Here is a 16887-nt window from a genome sequence, read left to right as displayed (position 1 = left end):
AATCCCCGGCACCATCGATGACGCCATCGACCTCGGTCTCGTCGTCGCCGTCGTTGACCGACACGATCTCCTTCACCGCGGTGAAGTCCGGCGTGCACTCGACGGGGGTTTCGACCTCGTTGCCCTTGGTCTCCTCGTAGTAGTGCTCGCTCTCCGGATCGCCGAACGAGAAGGTGGCCGCGACCGAATTGGTAATGGTTTCGTCGGTGGCGCAGATCTCGTCGAGCTCGGGCTGGTCGACCGTCTCGGTCCACTCGTAGGTCCAGGTCTCGCCGACCTGGAGGACCCCGTCGAGTGCGTCGGCATCCTGCCCCTGGATCAGTGCGAGGATGTCCGCTTCGGTCCCTTCGTAGGTGTCGGCGACCTCCTCCAGATTGAGGGTGACGTTGCCGGTGTTGGTGATGGTGATCCGGTAGGTGATCGAATCCCCGGCACCATCGATGACGCCATCGACCTCGGTCTCGTCGTCGCCGTCGTTGACCGACACGATCTCCTTCACCGCGGTGAAGTCCGGCGTGGGACAAACCTCGATATCGGCATCGTCCTCGTCGCTGATCGGCTGATCGGTGGCTGAAACGATCGCGTCGACTTCGGCCGTGTTCTCCAGCAAGCCGTCACCGTCGATGCCGATCGTATCGATGTCGTTCTGGGTGACATTGCGGCTGTACGTATAAGTCCAGGTCTCGCCGACGCTGAGGATGTTGTCGTTGCCGGTATCACCCGTTCTTACGACTTCGCCTGCTTCGAGCGTGCCGTCGCCGTCATCGAGCGTGCGCAGCAAGGCACCCTCGAACTGGTCGGTAACGACGACATTTTCCAAGGCCAGATCGCCGGTGTTTTCAACGGTCACTGTGTAATTGATGACGTCGGTCGTCTCGTCGGCGCATTCGCCGCCGTCTTCCAGAACCGCCGTCTTGGTGATTTCGATGTCCGGGACCAGCAGCTTGTTGCCGATCGGGTCGAGTACAAAGACAAAGCCCGACGGCAGCGCATCGTCGATTGTGATCGTGATGGGAAGATCGGTGGTCGGTTCGCTTCCCGGTGGCACGACTTCGTTGATTTCGATGTCGTAATCGAAGTCATAGAGCGGAATCCCGCCAAACGAATAATTGCCATTCTCGTCGGTGACGGTGAACTGCTCGCCTGCGTCTAGAATGCCGTTCCCGTCCGTACCGTCAACGTCACCGTCAAGATTATTGTCGATGAAGATGGTGACGCCTTCCATCCCGGTCTCGCCTTCGTCCTGAACGCCGTTGCCGTTGGCATCGAGGAACTTGGTGCCGGTGATGATGACAGCGTTCTGCAGGTTCCATTCGTGGAAGCCGCCGTTGACGACCCAGGTGAGGTCATCGCCGGCGTCGTTCTTCGACGCCGCGTTGCCGATCACCCCGTTGCCGTCACCGTCGCCGCCGGCCGCGCCCATCTCGACGTAGAGGTAGACGTAATCCTTGGCAGGGTCGTAGCCTTCAAAATACGACACCGGCACGAGGACCGCGTAATCGTCGTTGCCGCTGCCGGACGAATTGCCCTCGTCCATGAGGACCGACACGTCGCCGTTGGCGTCCATGTCGTAAACCTTGGTCAGGCTGTTCAGCTCGGTGAATGTGTCGATCAGATCGACGTTGCTGCCGTAATCGTTGTTGGGCGATGTCGGCGTCGGATTGGGCAGCGTCGTGTTCTGGTCATAGGGACCGACGAAAAGCTTGAACTGGTCGAGCGAAATGAGCGTCGCATCGCCCGAATTCGCTTCGTTCAGATCGACGCGGAACTCGTAATAGGCCACGCCATCGACATACTTGATGGGGATTGCGCCGAGCAGGATAGCTTCCGACTTCGAAGCATCCATTTCCTCGTTGGAATCGTCCTCGGCGTTCGGATCGCTTGCGCCGCCGACCGCCTTGCCGGAATTGAAACCTTCCTCGACCTGGTCAGGATCGTTGCTGTCCTGAAGCGCAAGGAAAGTGTTGTAGTTGCCCGTGCCCGCGCCGACGTTCGCTGCATCGGTGAAGATGACGCCATCGATAACCGCGGAGGAACCGGCATCGGTGATGTCGACGTCGAAAGTGCCGTCGCCGCTGATGTCGTTGATGGTGAGGAGGGAATTGAATTCAGTCGAATCAAGGAAGTTGCTGGGCGATGCAAACCTGAAATAGGTCATCCAGGTTTCGAACGAACCCCAATTGCGATCGTCATAGTTGCCGTCGCCGTCAGTATCCACGATGATAGACATGGCTCAATTCCCCAATAATCGTGCTTGAACGAAAGGGCGCCGCTGTCCAAACAGCAACGTCCGCGAGCTATTCAAAAACCGGGTATGATTGTTGCAGTCATGCTGCAGTCAGAAAGGATCGAAGCGCGATCCGAGCAAATAGATCGCTCTTTCTGATGCATTTGGATCAAAAGTATCATGTCGACGAGCACCCCCATGCTGCACCAACTTCAACTGTATGAATTAATACTTACAGGATTTCGGAATGAATTGACTGCCTTGTTACGCAGTAGGCTCATTCGCGGCTATATATTTGAGTGAATGATTGCGACCACCGTTTCGCACCTCTCCATGTGCGAATTTCATTCAACATAGCTGAGGCGGATCGCCTGAAAGTGAAGCGCAAGTCTGCAACCTGCGTTAACTAATTATTAACATCTTTTTTCAAGCCGTAAAAGCAGGAATATCAGCGGTATCGCTTTCTGGGGCGGTGGCTATGCGCAGTTCCCATCGTGACTCATATTGCTTTTCATAACAGCCATTTACCGCACCCATTCCGACGGCAAATTGCTGCCCGACGGGTGGTGGCGTGCGGTGCCAAGTCAAGCAGTTTGCTTACGACATCGACAAAGTTGTCGGCAAAGTCAGTGTCGAGTCGCGGCGGTAAGCTTGTCTGCCGTCACATCGTTGCCGCAATTTGTGACACCATTTTGCCAACTGCCCATTCACTTGCAACGACCCTGAGCATCTTGGATTAACAAAAGTAGTGTCTCGCGACAACTTTGCGGCTATCCCGAGCTTCCGCCACCGGTCTTTGCCGGGATTGACGCTGCGCTCGCCGCCGCGCAGAGCGGCGAGCCGGCGCCGTCCTCCGGGTCAGCCGGAAGTTGCTTGCCGGGGGGCGGCAGTGGCGGCTGTCGTCAACGCGACGATGCTGCTGTATGTCATGGGAGCGATGGATCCGGCATTCGATCTGGCACAGGCCTATTACCTTGAACGCGGTCCGATTATCGCCGCGCTGAACGGGCGGCCCGGGCAGCCGGTCGTGCCCGATCAACGCAGGCGCAAGACCAACATGATCTTCACTCCGCTCGCCGCCGCGATGCAGCACGACCCTCGGTTCGTGACGCTGTTGGAGGAGGTCGGGCTGGCCGATTACTGGGCGCGGCGGGGCGTTACCCCCGACTTCATCGCCCGTTGAACGATCAGAACCGGGTTTCGAGCCCGGCGCCGATCTCTCGCGGCTTGCCGGCGGAGCCGAAGACGGGTTGACCAGATCGGTCATGTAGAAGGCGTCGAACAGGTTGCTGGCATAGGCGAAAATCGTCAGCGGGCCGACGGTCTGGGCCACGCGGGCATCGACCACGGTCGAACCGCCGACGCGCAGCGCCGGGGTTTTCTTGTCATCACTGAAATAGCCGGTCTGGTGACGAACCTGGCTCGAAAGCTGCAACCCTTCCGCAGGCCGCCAGGCGAACGATGCCGCGGCGCTGAAACCCGGTTAACGTTCGAATTTGCGGCCCAGCGTCGGGTCCTCGGAGTTGCGCAAGGCGCAGGCGGATCCCGCCCGACGTCGCGCAACTTGTCGATCGCTTCTCCTCCGCGCTGCGCGAACGCAAGCCACTGGGTTTCAGCGTCGACCTCGCGATCGCGCCCGACAGCAACGTCAACCGGGCCAAGTGATCGACGACCCTGGGCACCGTGACCGGCGATTTCGACTTGGACGGAGAGGCGCGCAGGGGCGGTGCGCGGCAGATCGCCCGTGAACCCGCCTATTCGCAGGTCAGCGGACAGGTCACCGCGACCGGCTGGCGCGAGTTCGGCCGGTCGACCGTATTCCTGTCCGCGCCTTACCTTCATCTCGAGGTGGACCGGCGCCTCGCACTCTACCGGCATCGGCGGAAGGAGGATTTCCTCCGCTTCAGCCTCGGCGCCACTCTGCGGGCGCTGCAATGGCAGGGCTGGGCGCCGCAGGTTCGCGTGATCCACGAGCGCAACAGCAGCCCGATCGAGGTCTACGGCTACGATCGCTGGCGCGGCTAATTCGGGGTGGTGCGCGCCTTCTGATCTATTTGCGTGGTTTCAGGCGGATCGCGAGCCCGCCGCCCGGAGCGAGCCGGACGTGCATCGTGTCGCCCTTGCGCACCGTTTTCGCGTCATAGGCGATCTGGTGCCGCGCCTCCGTCAGGTAGGTCGCGTCGGGCCCGTCCTTCCAGATCGTGGCGTCGTAGCTGCGTCCCGCGTCGAGATGGTCGAAGCGGATCGTCACATCGCGGGCCGTCGCGTCATTGACCCCGCCGACGTACCAGTCGTCGCTGTTGCGGTCCTTGCGCGCGAAAATCGCGTAGTCGCCCACTTCGCCTGCGACCAGGTGACTTTCCGACCAGTCGGCGGGCACGGCCTTGATGAACGCCAGTTCCCTGGGATGCGCGGCAAGGCTCTCGATGAAATCCGCCGCCATCTGGATCGGCGAGTAGATCGCGAGATACAATCCCAATTGCTTGGCCAGCGTCGAGGCCAGCGGCACGTCGTTGTCGCCCTTCAGGCTCAGAATGCCCGGCGTGAAGTCCATCGGCCCTGCCAGCATGCGGGTATAGACGAGCGTCGGTTCGTGGTCCGGCCCGTTGTTGAAGGGCCCCCACGCGTTGTATTCCATGCCGCGCGCGCCCTCTCGCGACACCCAGTTGGGATACGTGCGCCTGAGGCCGGTGTCCTTGACCGGTTCGTGCGGGTTGACCGCGATCCGGTGCTTCGCGGCCTCCTGCACCACGCGCAGGTGATGCTGCACCTGCCGCTGTCCGTCGTGCCACTCCATGGTCTGGCCGGCGCAAGGGTCGGCGATGTCGGCGCTGCACGATATGATGTTGCCCGCATCGGCGACGTAGCCGGTTTTCACCACGTCGATGCCCAGCTTGCCGTAAAGCGCCATCGCGTCGGGCAGTTGCGCTTCGTAGTTGGCGATGTTGCCGCCGGTTTCGTGGTGCCCGATCAGGCGCACGCCCTTTTTCTTGGCATAGGCGGAAAGCCCCTCGAGATCGAAATCGGGATAAGCCCTGGTAAAGCTGAAATCGCGCCCGTTGCCGAACCAGTTGCCGTCCCAGCCGTAATCCCAGCCTTCGACCAGCACGCCGCGAAAGCCGTTCTTCGCGGCAAAGTCGATGTACTGCTTCGTCCGTTCGGTCGTCGCGCCGTGGCGTTCGCCCTGCGCCCAGGTCCAGCGGTTGGAGATCATGCCCCACCATATGCCGATGTACTTGGTCGGCTCGAACCAGCTGACGTTGCCCAGCTTGTTCGGCTCGTTGAGATTGAGTTCGAGGTCGTTCTCGACCAGGCCTGCGGCGTCGTCGGCAATGCGGATCGCGCGCCACGGGGTCTCGAAGGCGCCCTTGCGCACGACTTTCGCCCCGCGCGAGGAGGGCGAGAGCGTCGAGCGGAACCGGCGCCCCTGCATCCGCTTCAGCCACATGCCCGAATAGTCGACGAGGGCCGCCTCGTGGATCGAGATATGCGTTCCGTCGGCGAGGCGCATCGTTATCGGAGTATGAGCCGAGGAGACCTCCTCGATCGCGGTCTGCGAATAGGGATATTCGTAGCGGTTCCAGTCACCTGCCGGGATCCACCAGGCCGTGCCTTCGGGGGCGATGACGAATTCGGTCAGTTCGTCGGCGATGGACGTGACCGGATGATCGGCGCGGCCGGCGAATTCGTAGCGAAAGCCGATCCCGCCGTCGAAAACGCGCATCCGGACGGTGAAGCCGCGCTGGTCGCGGCCCGGCGCTGTTGGCTTGCCCTTGAACCCGACGGCGAGTTCGTTGTGCCGGTCGGTGACGAAGCGCCGCTCGCCCCACGGCTGCTCCCATCGCGTGTCGGCGCTGGCGCGGCTTTCGCCGGTCACCACCATGTCGCGGCGCAGCGGGTCTTCGTTCGTGAAGTCGAAACCGAGCGAGGATGGCGCGATCACCGGCTTGCCGTCGCGGCTGACGGCATAGAACGGCTTGCCCTCGTTGTCGGTGTCGAGCGTGACCTCGATCCGGCCGTCGGGCGACTTGACCGTGGCGGCAAGCGCCGGCGCCGTGAGCGCGAGGAGCGAGGTGGCGAGGGAGGCGGACAGGAAACGGGACAGGGTCATGGGCGGACGATCAATGCTCCGTAAGGGGGGATTTCGGACGGGTTGGCGCCGTTGAGAGCGCAAAGAATTTCGGCGTCGCCATCGAGGCCCGAAAGGGCGACCGGCGCGACCGAGAGGTTGAAGTGGCACTCGACGCTCTCGCCATCGGCGCTGCGTCCGAACGACAGCAGCGCGCCCTCTGCCCGGCACCAGTCGACCGAGCCGTGGTGCAGGGCCGGATGCGCATTGCGCAAGGCCAGCATGGCGCGGGTGTGGTGCAACAGCGAGGCGTTGGCCGCATCCTGCGCCGCGACGGAGCGGGCAAGGTTCTCCTCGCCATAAGGCAGCCAGGGCGTGCCGCTGGTAAAGCCGCCTTCCGCCGTCCACGGCAGCGGAGTGCGCACGCCGTCACGCGACAGGGTGAGCGGCCAGTTGGCGATCGCTTCGGGGTCCTGCAACTGGTCGAACGGGATGTCGACCTGTGTCAGGCCCAGTTCCTCGCCGTTGTAGAGGATGGGGTTGCCGCGCATGCAGGCCAGCAACGCCATCTTCATCGCGGCGAAGGCCTCGCGGTGTTCGTCGTCCGCCCAGCGGGATAGCGCGCGCGGCGCGTCGTGGTTCTCGAAGGCCCAGCTCGGCCAGTTGGTGCCCGGCTCGTCAGGCCATTCGGTCAGCGCGCGGCAGACGAGGTCGGCGGTCAGACGCTCGGCATAGAGGAAGTTGAAGCCGTAGGTCGAATTGAAGCGCCGGTCGTCGGCGGTGAAGGCGCGCATCTCGGCTTCGGAATCGTCGCCGCCCACTTCGGCGACGGTGAAGATCGTGCCCGGACGCTCGCCATAGCGGTCGGTCAGCTCGCGGATGCGCTCGATATAGGCCGGGATGTCGGGGTGCGACTGGTTGTGGATGCGAAGCTGGAAATCGAACGGCCGGGTCCGCGGCTTGCCGGTGTCGGGCGCGGGCGGATTGTCGGTAAGCGCCGGGTCGTGCATCGCGAAGTTGACCGCGTCGAGCCGGAAGCCGTCGACCCCGCGCTCCAGCCAGAATTCGAGGTTCGCCAGCATCGCGTCCTGCACTTCGCGGTTGTGGCAGTTGAGCTGCGGCTGGCTGGCAAGGAAATTGTGCAGGTAGTACTGCTGGCGCCGCGCGTCCCAGGTCCAGGCCGGGCCGCCGAACACCGATTGCCAGTTCGACGGGGGCGAGCCATCGGGCTTCGCATCGGCCCAGACGAACCAGTCCGCCTTCGGATTGTCGCGGCTCGACCGGCTTTCGACGAACCAGGCGTGCTGGTCCGACGTGTGCGACATGACCTGGTCGATCAGCACACGCAGGCCGAGCGCATGGGCGCGCGCGACCATCGCGTCGAAATCGTCGAGCGCGCCGAAGATCGGGTCCACCGCGCGGAAATCGGCGACGTCGTACCCGAAGTCCTTCATCGGCGAGAGGAAGAAGGGCGACACCCAGATCGCATCGACGCCGAGCGAGGCGACGTAATCGAGCCGCGAGGTGATGCCCGGCAGGTCGCCGATGCCGTCGCCGTTCGAGTCCATGAAGCTGCGCGGATAGATCTGATAGATCGTTGCGCCGCGCCACCAGGGACGGTTGGGATTGTTTTCGCTCATCGTCATGTCTTTCGCGTCGCGATGGCCTGCTGCAGCACGTCGATGTGGCGGTCCATTGCGCGCACCTCGTTGACCAGGGTCGCTTCGGTATCGGCCAGCATGGCGGCAAGCTCGGCCTGCGGCATGGCATCGGCCATCGGGTTGTAGGCACCGGCATCGACCCCCTGTCCGGCGAAGACCTGGAACCAGGCGACCTCGGTGAAAAGTTCCTCGTGCTCGCGGTGGATGAACCCGGCCTCGCGCCACAGGGCAATCTTCTCGGCCAGCGTGGCGGGCAGTTCCATGTGCCGCACCGCGTCCCAGAAGGGTTCGCCCTCGCGCGCGTTGGCGGTGTAGTGGAGCACCAGGAAGTCGCGGATGCGGGTCCACTCGAAGGCGGCCTGCGCGTTGAAATGGTCGATGGCCGCCATGCTCGGCCTGCCATGGGGCAGCAGCGCGAGGAAGCGGCTGATCGCGCCCTGGATCAGGTGGATGCTGGTCGATTCCAGCGGCTCCATGAAGCCCGCCGCCAGCCCGAGGGCGAGGCAGTTGCGGTTCCAGTGGCGGCGCCGCATGCCGGTTGTGAAGCGGATCGGGCGCGGATCGCCCTGCGCCTCGCCATCGAGGTTGGCGAGGAGGATCGCGGCGGCCTCGTCCTCGCCCATGTGGGCCGAGGAATAGACGATGCCGTTGCCGATCCGGTGCTGCAGCGGGATGCGCCACTGCCAGCCCGCCCTGCGCGCCGACGAACGGGTATAGGGGGTGAAGTCGCCGCCGCCGGCACAGGGAACCGCCAGCGCCCGGTCGCAGGGCAGGTAACCGCTCCAGTCGTCGAAGCCCGTTTCCAGCGTGCCCTCGATCAGCAGGCCGCGAAATCCGGTGCAGTCGATGAAGAAGTCCGCCGCCAGTTCGCGCCCGTCGTCAAGCGTGATCGAGGCGATGTCGCCGTTTTCGCCATCGCGGCCGACGCCCGCGATCATGCCTTCGTGCCGAACCACACCGCGCGCCTCGGCATACCGCCGCAGGTAGGCGGCGTAGAGACCGGCGTCGAAATGATAGGCGTAGGGCATTTCGGGCGCACCGGGTGCGCGGCGACCGATCCGCATGTGCAAGGTGCGCGCCGCCAGTTCGTTGAGCGAATAGCGCTGCAACGGCTTGGCAAGGCCGAGCTTTCTTGCCCGCAACCAATAGTGCTGGAACGGCAGCAGGCCGACGCCGCGCCCGATCGCGCCGAAGGCATGCATGTAGCTTTCGCCTTCGCGCAGCCAGCCGTCGAACTCGATGCCGAGCTTGAAGCTGCCCTTCGTCTCGCGCAGGAACTCGCCTTCGTCGAGACCGAGCGCGGCGTTGAAAAGGTGGATCTGGGGGATCGTCGCCTCGCCGACGCCGACGGTGCCGATGGCCTCGCTTTCCACCAGCGCGATGTCGTGGCCGGTGGCGAAGCGGGCGAGGGCGGCCGCAGCCATCCAGCCGGCCGTGCCGCCGCCCGCTATCAGGATGGAGGGTCTGCCCTGTCGTTCCATCGCACCGCTGCCCCGTTCGTCTTGCCGTTGTCGCCCCGGCCTCCCACTCGCTGGAATCCTGTGGATCCCGCCAATCTGTCTGCCATGTTGCCCCGGCCGGGCAAGAGAGGGAGAGACCCCGGCCGGGGCTTGGGGAGACGCCTACCGGTGTCGCTCAGAACCGGTAGGACGCGCCGACAAGATAGGTGCGACCGTACTTTTCGTAGTCGATGACTTGGTCACGATCGCCGGACTGGTAGGATACGAACGGCTCGTCGGTCAGGTTGAGCGCCTGGACCGTCAGCGACAGGCCGTCGAGCGCCGAACCTTCCTGGAAGCGGTAGCCGACTTGCGCGTCGAAGATCGATTCCGAATAGGTCTGGCGGAACTGCCGCGTCGCCGAGATGCCGATGAATTCGGCAAGGTACGAGGTGCGGTAGCGGTGGCTGAGCCGCGCTTCGAAGCCCGAGTTCTCGTAGAACACGGTCGAGTTGACGACCCACTTCGAAAGACCCGGCACGTCGCTGTTGAACGAGGTGTCGGAGACCGTGTCAAACACCGTCAGCTTGCTGTCGGTAAAGGCGACGCTGGTCTGGAAACCAAAGCCCGAAAGCGCCGGGGCGATGATCTCGAACGGCAGGGCGGCGCTTGCCTCGATGCCGCGAATGCTGCCCTTGGCGGTGTTGTCCGGGCCGCTGACGAAGCCGAGCGTCGTCGTCGCCTCGGCGATCGCGCGCTGTTCCGGGCTAAGCGTGGGCAGCAGGTAGGCGAAGTCGCGCACCACGCTGACCGCGTTCGGGTTCACGAAGTCCTTGAGCCACTTGTAGTAGCCGGCCACCGCGATGTAGCCCTTGCCGCCTGCGAAGTACTTCTCGAACGAGACGTCGACGCTGTCGGCGATATAGGGGCGCAGCTTCGGGTTGCCGCCACTGGCCGAGAACAGCGAGTTCAGCGCGCCGGTCGGCTGCGTCGCGATCGTCGCGTTGGACGATGCGTTGAGCTGGTCCATGCGCGGGCGGGCCAGGGTGCGTGCCGCGCCGAAGCGCAACTTGGCATTGTCCGCCACCTCGAAATTCAGCGACAGGCTGGGCAGCAAGTGCGTGTACTTGTCGCCGTCGGTCACCGCGGTGCGCACCGCATTGATGCCGCCCGGCGAATTGAACCCGTCAGACGACTGGTCGGTGCGGACGACCTGCAGGCCGATGTTGCCGGTCATCGGGATCGCGCCCAGGTCGGCGTCCAGATCGGCGCGGACGTAGCCGGTCCAGACCTTTTCGGACACGGTCCAGTCGCCGGGGAAGGGCAGGTCCGAGCTCTGGATGTCGGTGAGGACGTAGGTGCCGTCGGCGATCAGCGCGAAGGGATCGTAGGCGACCTGCGGGCCAAAGCCGAGGAAGCCGAGCGAGGCCATCGGATCGAGCAGGGCCGACTGCGGGATCGGCAATTCGCGCACCGCGCCCGGATCGTTCGGGTTGGTCGAGGTGCCGCCCGACAGGCTCAGGAAGTTCTGCGTGATGTCGCGCTTCTTGGTGCGATCGGTGTAGGCAACGCCGCCGACCAACTGCTTGACGAAGCCGTTGTCCAGCTTGAACGCCAGCTCCGCCCGCCCCGAATAGAGCTCGTCCTTGGTCATCGTGTCGTTGATGAAGCCGGCCTGGACGATGTTGCGACCGCCGCCCCAGCCGCGCGGGTCGGTCAGGAAGATCGTGCCGGTGTCGGAATAGTCGGCGGTGTTGGTGAACTGGAACGGGAAACCGCCGTCGCCGCGGACATATGTGACGGTGTCGGACGGATCGCTCGCGCTCGCGCCGTAGCCGAAGCCCGAGTAGCTCTCGACCTGCTGCAGCCGGCGATCGGCCTTCGAGTAGGACAGATCGATGTTGAGCAGGATATCGTCGTTTTCGTACTTGGTGTTCCAGCCCGCCGCGAAGGTCTCCGTATCTTTGCGATCGTAGTCGTTGCGGATGACCGGCTGGACGTTTTCATACGTCACGCTGTCGGCCATGCCCGTGCCCTGCAGGTCGGTAATGGTCGTGCTCGCGCCCCAGCCCGGATAGAGCGGGAACTCGATGCCGCGCATCGGGATGCGTTCGCGATAATCGGCATAGAACACGTCGACCGAGGTGTTCCAGTTCTCCGTCGGCTCCCACTCGAGCGTGCCGAAAGCGCCGAGGCGGTCGAGGTCGACCGACTTGGCGAAGGGCTTCATGCCGCCCAGCACCATGGTGCCGTTCTCGGTCGGGTAGCCCCAGGCGCTGAAGCGCTTCACCTGGCTCGGGCTGGATTGCAGGGCAACGCCCAGCGCGATGCCCAGCGTGTCGTCGGCGAACTGGTCGACATAGGTGCCGGTGGCGCGATAGCCCCAGCCCTTAACGTCGGGGTTGAGCGAGCCGCCCTCGTTGAATTCAAGCCGGCCGGCGACGTTGATGATGCGCTCGTTCTTCGAGAGCGGGCGGATGGTGCGCAGGTCGACCGTACCGGCCAAGCCCTGACCGATGAGACCCGCGTAAGGCGTCTTGTAGACGACGCCCTGGTCGATCAGTTCCGACGGGTACTGGTCGTACTCGACGGCGCGGTTGTCGCCGGAGGAGACGAGCTCGCGGCCGTTGAGGAGCGAGGTCGAGTAGTCTGGGCCAAGACCGCGGACCGAGAGCGACTGCGCGCGGCCGTTGATGCGCTGCACGGCGAGGCCGGGGAGGCGGCCCAGCGTTTCAGCGATCGACACGTCGGGCAGCTTGCCGATGTCCTCGGCGCTGAACGCCTCGGCGATGACCGGGCTGTCCTTCTTCAGGTTGATCGCCGTTTCCAGCGCCTGGCGATAGCCCTCGACGATGATGACGCTGCCCTGCGTGTCATCCTCCGACACGGTCTCGTCGCCCGGCTCGAGGCTGGCTTCCTGTGCGAAAGCGGTGCCCGGCAAGGCAAGCGCGACGAATGCAGCCGCAAAGGCGGTGGCGCTGACGCTATGGCTCAACTTGGTCCGAAAATTCATCCTCAGTCCCCTAGGCGGGAAGGCTTGTGCGGGTCGTCGCGCCTTCTCGATTTCGTGCCGTCTGCCGGGCTTCTCCGGTCAGCGGCTTCGGGCCTCGATACCGTGCATCCGCGCCGGGGCGGAAGACAGCATACGTATACGCTGCTGTTGCGAGATTTCGCGTGGTCGATAGAAAATCCAGTTTCGTCAGCAACTTGCACGTGGCAGATTTTCTTCCCGCGGACGGTATCAGCCGTTATGCTGGCGCCGCCGCGGGGCCAGTCGGGCACCCGGCGCGGAGGATTTCATGGGGCGCAAGCCGAGCGGCAGGCCGACCAGTTTCGACATCGCCTATGCGGCCGGAGTCTCGCAGCCGACCGTGAGCCGCGCCTTGCGCGGCGACCAGTCGGTCAGCCGCGAAACGCGCGAGCGAATCGAGAAGATCGCCCGCGACTTGAACTACACCGTCGACAAGAACGCATCCTCGCTGCGATCGCAGCGGTCGAACACCATCGCGCTGCTGTTCTTCGAGGATCCGACCCCCGACGACAGCATGATCAATCCCTTCTTCCTCGCCATGCTCGGGTCCATCACGCGGGCCTGCGCCAATCGCGGCCTCGACCTGCTGATCTCGTTCCAGCGGATGGAGGACGACTGGCACGTTCGCTACCAGGACGCGCACCGCGCGGACGGCTTGATCCTGCTGGGTTACGGCGATTTCGAGATCTATCGCTCGCGGCTCGAGAAGCTGGTCGAGCAGGGGACACATTTCGCGCGATGGGGTTCGGTGCGCGACGATTTCAGCGGCTCGACGATCGGGTCGGACAATCTTGGCGCCGGGCGCATGGCGGGCGAGCACTTGTTGTCGATCGGGCGGCGGCGCATCGCGTTCCTGGGCCATTCGACCGGGCAGTATCCCGAGTTCGCCCACCGCTACGACGGCATGGTCGCGGCCTGCCGCGAGGCGGGGTTCGAACCCGATCCTGGCTTGCAGTTCGATGCGTTGACCAACGAGGACGCCGGCTATCGCGCCGCCCGCGAGCTGCTGGCTTCCGGACGCGCATTCGACGCGATCTTTGCGGCCAGCGACCTAATCGCCATTGGCGCGATGCGCGCGCTGGCGGGGGCGGGGCTGAGGGTGCCCGAGGATGTGGCCGTGGTCGGCTTCGACAACATTCCCGCCGCCAGCCTGACCAGTCCTCCGCTGACGACCGTGCAGCAGGACGTGGCCGGGGCGGGCAAGCGCCTCGTCGAAACGCTGATGGCGCAGATCGAGCGTCGTCCGGCGCCCGATGCGCGCCTGCCGACCAGACTGCTGGTCCGGGGCAGCACGGTCGCGACCTGATCGCCTGCGCCCGATTTTGCGGCGCGATACATTCGTATTCTTGTTGTCGCGCACGGCGTGGCATGGAACCGGGGCATGAAGGCCCCCGCCGCGAGCGGATGGGCAACGGGAAAGGATATGTCCGCGATGGAAAAGCCGCGGCAGGGCTTCTGGGGCCTGTGGAACATCAGCTTCGGCTTCTTCGGCATCCAGGTCGGCTTCGCCCTGCAGAACGCCAACATGAGCCGCGTCTTCCAGACGCTGGGCGCGAGCATGGACGATCTGCCCGCGCTCTGGGTCGCCGCGCCGCTCACCGGCCTCATCGTGCAGCCGATCATCGGCCACATGTCCGACCGGACCTGGAACCGGCTCGGCCGCCGCCGCCCCTATTTCCTGACCGGCGCGGTGCTTGCCGCGCTGGCGCTGTTCCTGATGCCGCTGGCCCCTGCCATTGCCGCGCCGCTGGTCTTTGCCGCAGCGATGCTGTGGCTGCTGGATGCAAGCCTCAACATCTCGATGGAGCCGTTTCGCGCATTCGTCGGGGACATGCTGCGCACCGACCAGCACGCCGCCGGATATGCGGTGCAGACTGCCTTCATCGGCGCGGGCGCGGTGCTCGGTTCGATCTTCCCGTTCGTGCTGGAGCATCTCGGTGTCGCCAATGTCGCGGGCGAGGGCGAGTTGCCCGATACCGTGCGCTACGCCTTCTGGTTCGGGGCCGCGGCGCTCCTGCTGGCGGTGCTCTGGACCGTCGTCTCGACGCGCGAATACTCTCCCGAACAGCAGGCCGCCTTCGCATCCGGGGGCAAGGCCGTCGACGACACCGCGATGATGGCCCGGCTGGCCGCCAAGTCGCCGCTGCGCTCGCTTGCCTGGATCGTGGCGGGCCTCGCTGTCGCGGGTGCCGTCCTTCTGTTCGCGCTGGAGAAGGAGGTCTACCTTCTCGGCGCCCTGCTCGCCGTCTACGGCGTGCTCGACATGGTCGCGATCCGGATGGCCCGGGCCGGGCGGCCTGCCAACATGCTGTCGAGCATCGTCGGCGACTTTTCGGGTATGCCGCCGGTGATGAAGCGCCTCGCGCTCGTCCAGTTCTTCAGCTGGTCCGCCCTCTTCATCATGTGGATAAACACCACGCCGGTCGTGACGCAATACGTCTTCGGGGCGACCGACACCGCCGGCGCCGCCTATAACGAGGGCGCGAACTGGGTGAACGTGCTGTTCACCGTCTACAACGGGGTCGCCGCGATCGCCGCGCTCGCGCTTCTGCCGTGGATGGCGCGGCGCTTCGGGCAGGTGCGCACGCACTCGATCTGCCTCCTGCTCGGCGCCGCCGGTTTCCTCGGCTTCTTCCTGCTGCGCAATGCGACGGCGCTGCTCGTCTGCGAAATCGGCATCGGCATCGCCTGGGCTTCGATCCTCGCGATGCCTTACGCGATCCTCGCCTCAAACCTGCCGCAGGCAAAACTCGGCATCTACATGGGCCTGTTCAACGTCTTCGTCGTCGTGCCGCAGTTGCTGGTGGCCACGGTGATGGGTTCGATCATGCTCGCGTTCTTCCCGGATGAACCGGTGTGGACGATGCTGTTCGCCGCCGCCGCCTGGATCATCGCCGCGCTTGCCATGACGCGCGTGTCCGCCGCCATCCCTTCTGCTCACACCGCTACCGCGAGGCCTGCATGAAACTGACTCGTCCCCTGATCGCCGCCACTGCCGCCGCGCTGCTCGGCGCGGGCAGCCTTTACGCCATGGGCACGACGCCCGAAACGCCCGCCGATGCAACGCAGGAGCGTGCCGGGCGCGACCCGTGGACGCCGCAGCCCTATGTCGAGTTGACCAATCCCGACTGGTCGAAGGACGCCGTCCTCTACCAGATCAACACACGCCAGTTCACGAAGGAGGGAACCTTCCGCGCCGCGGAAAGGGAACTGCCCCGGCTGAAGGCACTGGGCGTCGATATTCTGTGGCTGATGCCGATCCACCCGATCGGCGAGAAGAACCGCAAGGGCACGCTCGGCTCGCCCTATTCGGTGAAGGACTATTACGACGTGAACCCGGAGTTCGGCACGAAGGAGGACTTCAGGCACTTCGTCGATGCGGCTCACGCGCAGGGTTTCCGCGTAATCCTGGACCTCGTTGCCAACCACACCGCCTGGGACAACAAGCTCGCGAGCGAGCACCCCGACTGGTACGAAAAAGACTGGAAGGGCGACTTCCGGCCCACCCCGTGGTGGGACTGGTCCGACGTGATCGACCTCGACTGGTCGAAGCCGGGCGTGCGCGAACATGTCGGCGGGGCGATGGAATACTGGGTCCGCGAATTCGGCGTCGACGGCTATCGCGCCGATGCCGCCGGATATGTCCCGACCGACTTCTGGGAAACCGAACGCGCGCGGCTCGACGCGATCAAGCCGGTCTTCATGCTGGCCGAATGGAAGACGCCGGAACTGACCCGCCGCGCCTTCGACGCCGTCTACGCCTGGGAATGGCACGGCGCGGTAAAGGACATCGCCAAGGGCAAGGCCGACGCCACCGCGCTGTTCGGGTACTATGCCGAAAACGAGAGCGCATGGCCGCATGAGGCGATGCGCATGACGTATATCGAGAACCACGACAGCAACGCCTGGGAAGGCACGCAGTACGAGAATTTCGGCGATGCGCTGCCGATCTTTACTGCGCTCGCCTTTGCCGGCGAGGGCCTTGCCGTCGTCCATAACGGCCAGGAGGCGTGCAACGCCAAGCGGCTCGAGTTCTTCGAGAAGGACCCGATCGACTGGTCGCAGGGCAAGGACTGCCAGCTCGGCCAGCTGATCACCGACCTCATCGCCTTCCGCAAGGCGAACCCGGCGCTGGACAACGGACGGTGGGGCGCGCGGATGCAGCAGGTCGTGAACGACAAGTCGAAGCAGATGTTCGCCTGGATGCGGCAGAAGGACGGCAACAAGGTCGTCGGCCTGTTCAACCTTTCGCCCCAGCCGGTCACGGCCAGGCTGTCGGACGCGCTGGCAGAGGGCACCTATACCGAATTCCGGACGGGCCAATCCGCCACGCTGAAAGCGGGCGACAGCGTGACCCTGTCGGCCTGGGGCTTCCGCCTGATGTCGTCGGGCGGCAAGTAGCCCGGAAAGGAAGGGGCTACCCCCGACCTTGGTCTGCTTGCCATCGGGCGGCGCCTCGT

At 64.6% G+C, this 16887-nt stretch carries 10 protein-coding genes; 5 read left to right on the top strand and 5 right to left on the bottom strand.

The window, feature by feature from the left end:
- Window positions 1-2230 (bottom strand): hypothetical protein (locus J2X37_RS12370; RefSeq protein WP_310021687.1); only part of this gene is annotated, 2230 nt, incomplete at its 3' end.
- Window positions 2231-3116: 886 nt separating this feature from the next.
- Between J2X37_RS12370 and J2X37_RS12365 the strand changes: the two genes are divergently transcribed.
- Window positions 3117-3410 carry a hypothetical protein gene (locus tag J2X37_RS12365; RefSeq protein ID WP_310021685.1) on the top strand — a complete coding sequence of 98 codons (294 nt, stop codon included), beginning with the start codon at window positions 3117-3119 and terminating at the stop codon, window positions 3408-3410.
- A 500-nt stretch (window positions 3411-3910) separates the two neighbouring features.
- A complete protein-coding gene (locus J2X37_RS12360; RefSeq protein ID WP_310021683.1) occupies window positions 3911-4252 on the top strand; it encodes a hypothetical protein in 342 nt (113 codons plus the stop codon).
- Between the two features lie 25 nt (window positions 4253-4277).
- Here the strand turns inward: J2X37_RS12360 and J2X37_RS12355 are convergent, their stop codons facing one another.
- The 4 genes from J2X37_RS12355 to J2X37_RS12340 all read right to left on the bottom strand — a co-directional run bounded on the left by J2X37_RS12355 (window position 4278) and on the right by J2X37_RS12340 (window position 12391).
- Complete coding sequence (locus tag J2X37_RS12355) at window positions 4278-6338, bottom strand: glycoside hydrolase family 97 protein (protein ID WP_310021681.1); 2061 nt, start codon at window positions 6336-6338, stop codon at window positions 4278-4280.
- Complete coding sequence (locus J2X37_RS12350; protein ID WP_310021679.1) at window positions 6335-7942, bottom strand: alpha-amylase family glycosyl hydrolase; 1608 nt, start codon at window positions 7940-7942, stop codon at window positions 6335-6337. Before J2X37_RS12350 ends, J2X37_RS12355 begins: the two co-directional genes overlap by 4 nt.
- Window positions 7939-9438: a tryptophan 7-halogenase gene (locus J2X37_RS12345; protein ID WP_310021677.1), complete on the bottom strand. Its 1500-nt coding sequence runs from the start codon at window positions 9436-9438 to the stop codon at window positions 7939-7941. The genes J2X37_RS12350 and J2X37_RS12345 overlap by 4 nt, the downstream gene beginning before the upstream one ends.
- 154 nt (window positions 9439-9592) lie before the next feature.
- On the bottom strand, window positions 9593-12391 hold the full coding sequence (locus J2X37_RS12340) for a TonB-dependent receptor (protein WP_310021675.1): 2799 nt from the start codon (window positions 12389-12391) through the stop codon (window positions 9593-9595).
- 304 nt (window positions 12392-12695) lie between these two features.
- Between J2X37_RS12340 and J2X37_RS12335 the strand changes: the two genes are divergently transcribed.
- The 3 genes from J2X37_RS12335 (at window position 12696) to J2X37_RS12325 (ending at window position 16828) form a co-directional block, all read left to right on the top strand.
- Window positions 12696-13733, top strand: coding sequence for a LacI family DNA-binding transcriptional regulator (locus J2X37_RS12335; protein WP_310021673.1), 1038 nt, complete (start codon window positions 12696-12698; stop codon window positions 13731-13733).
- 126 nt (window positions 13734-13859) lie between these two features.
- A complete protein-coding gene (locus J2X37_RS12330; RefSeq protein ID WP_310021671.1) occupies window positions 13860-15392 on the top strand; it encodes an MFS transporter in 1533 nt (510 codons plus the stop codon).
- Window positions 15389-16828 carry an alpha-amylase family glycosyl hydrolase gene (locus J2X37_RS12325; RefSeq protein WP_310021669.1) on the top strand — a complete coding sequence of 480 codons (1440 nt, stop codon included), beginning with the start codon at window positions 15389-15391 and terminating at the stop codon, window positions 16826-16828. Before J2X37_RS12330 ends, J2X37_RS12325 begins: the two co-directional genes overlap by 4 nt.
- Window positions 16829-16887: the final 59 nt, after the last annotated feature.

It is taken from the genome of Croceicoccus sp. BE223, assembly GCF_031457155.1.
GTDB lineage: Bacteria > Pseudomonadota > Alphaproteobacteria > Sphingomonadales > Sphingomonadaceae > Croceicoccus.
This window is presented reverse-complemented; position numbering and strand designations above follow the sequence as displayed.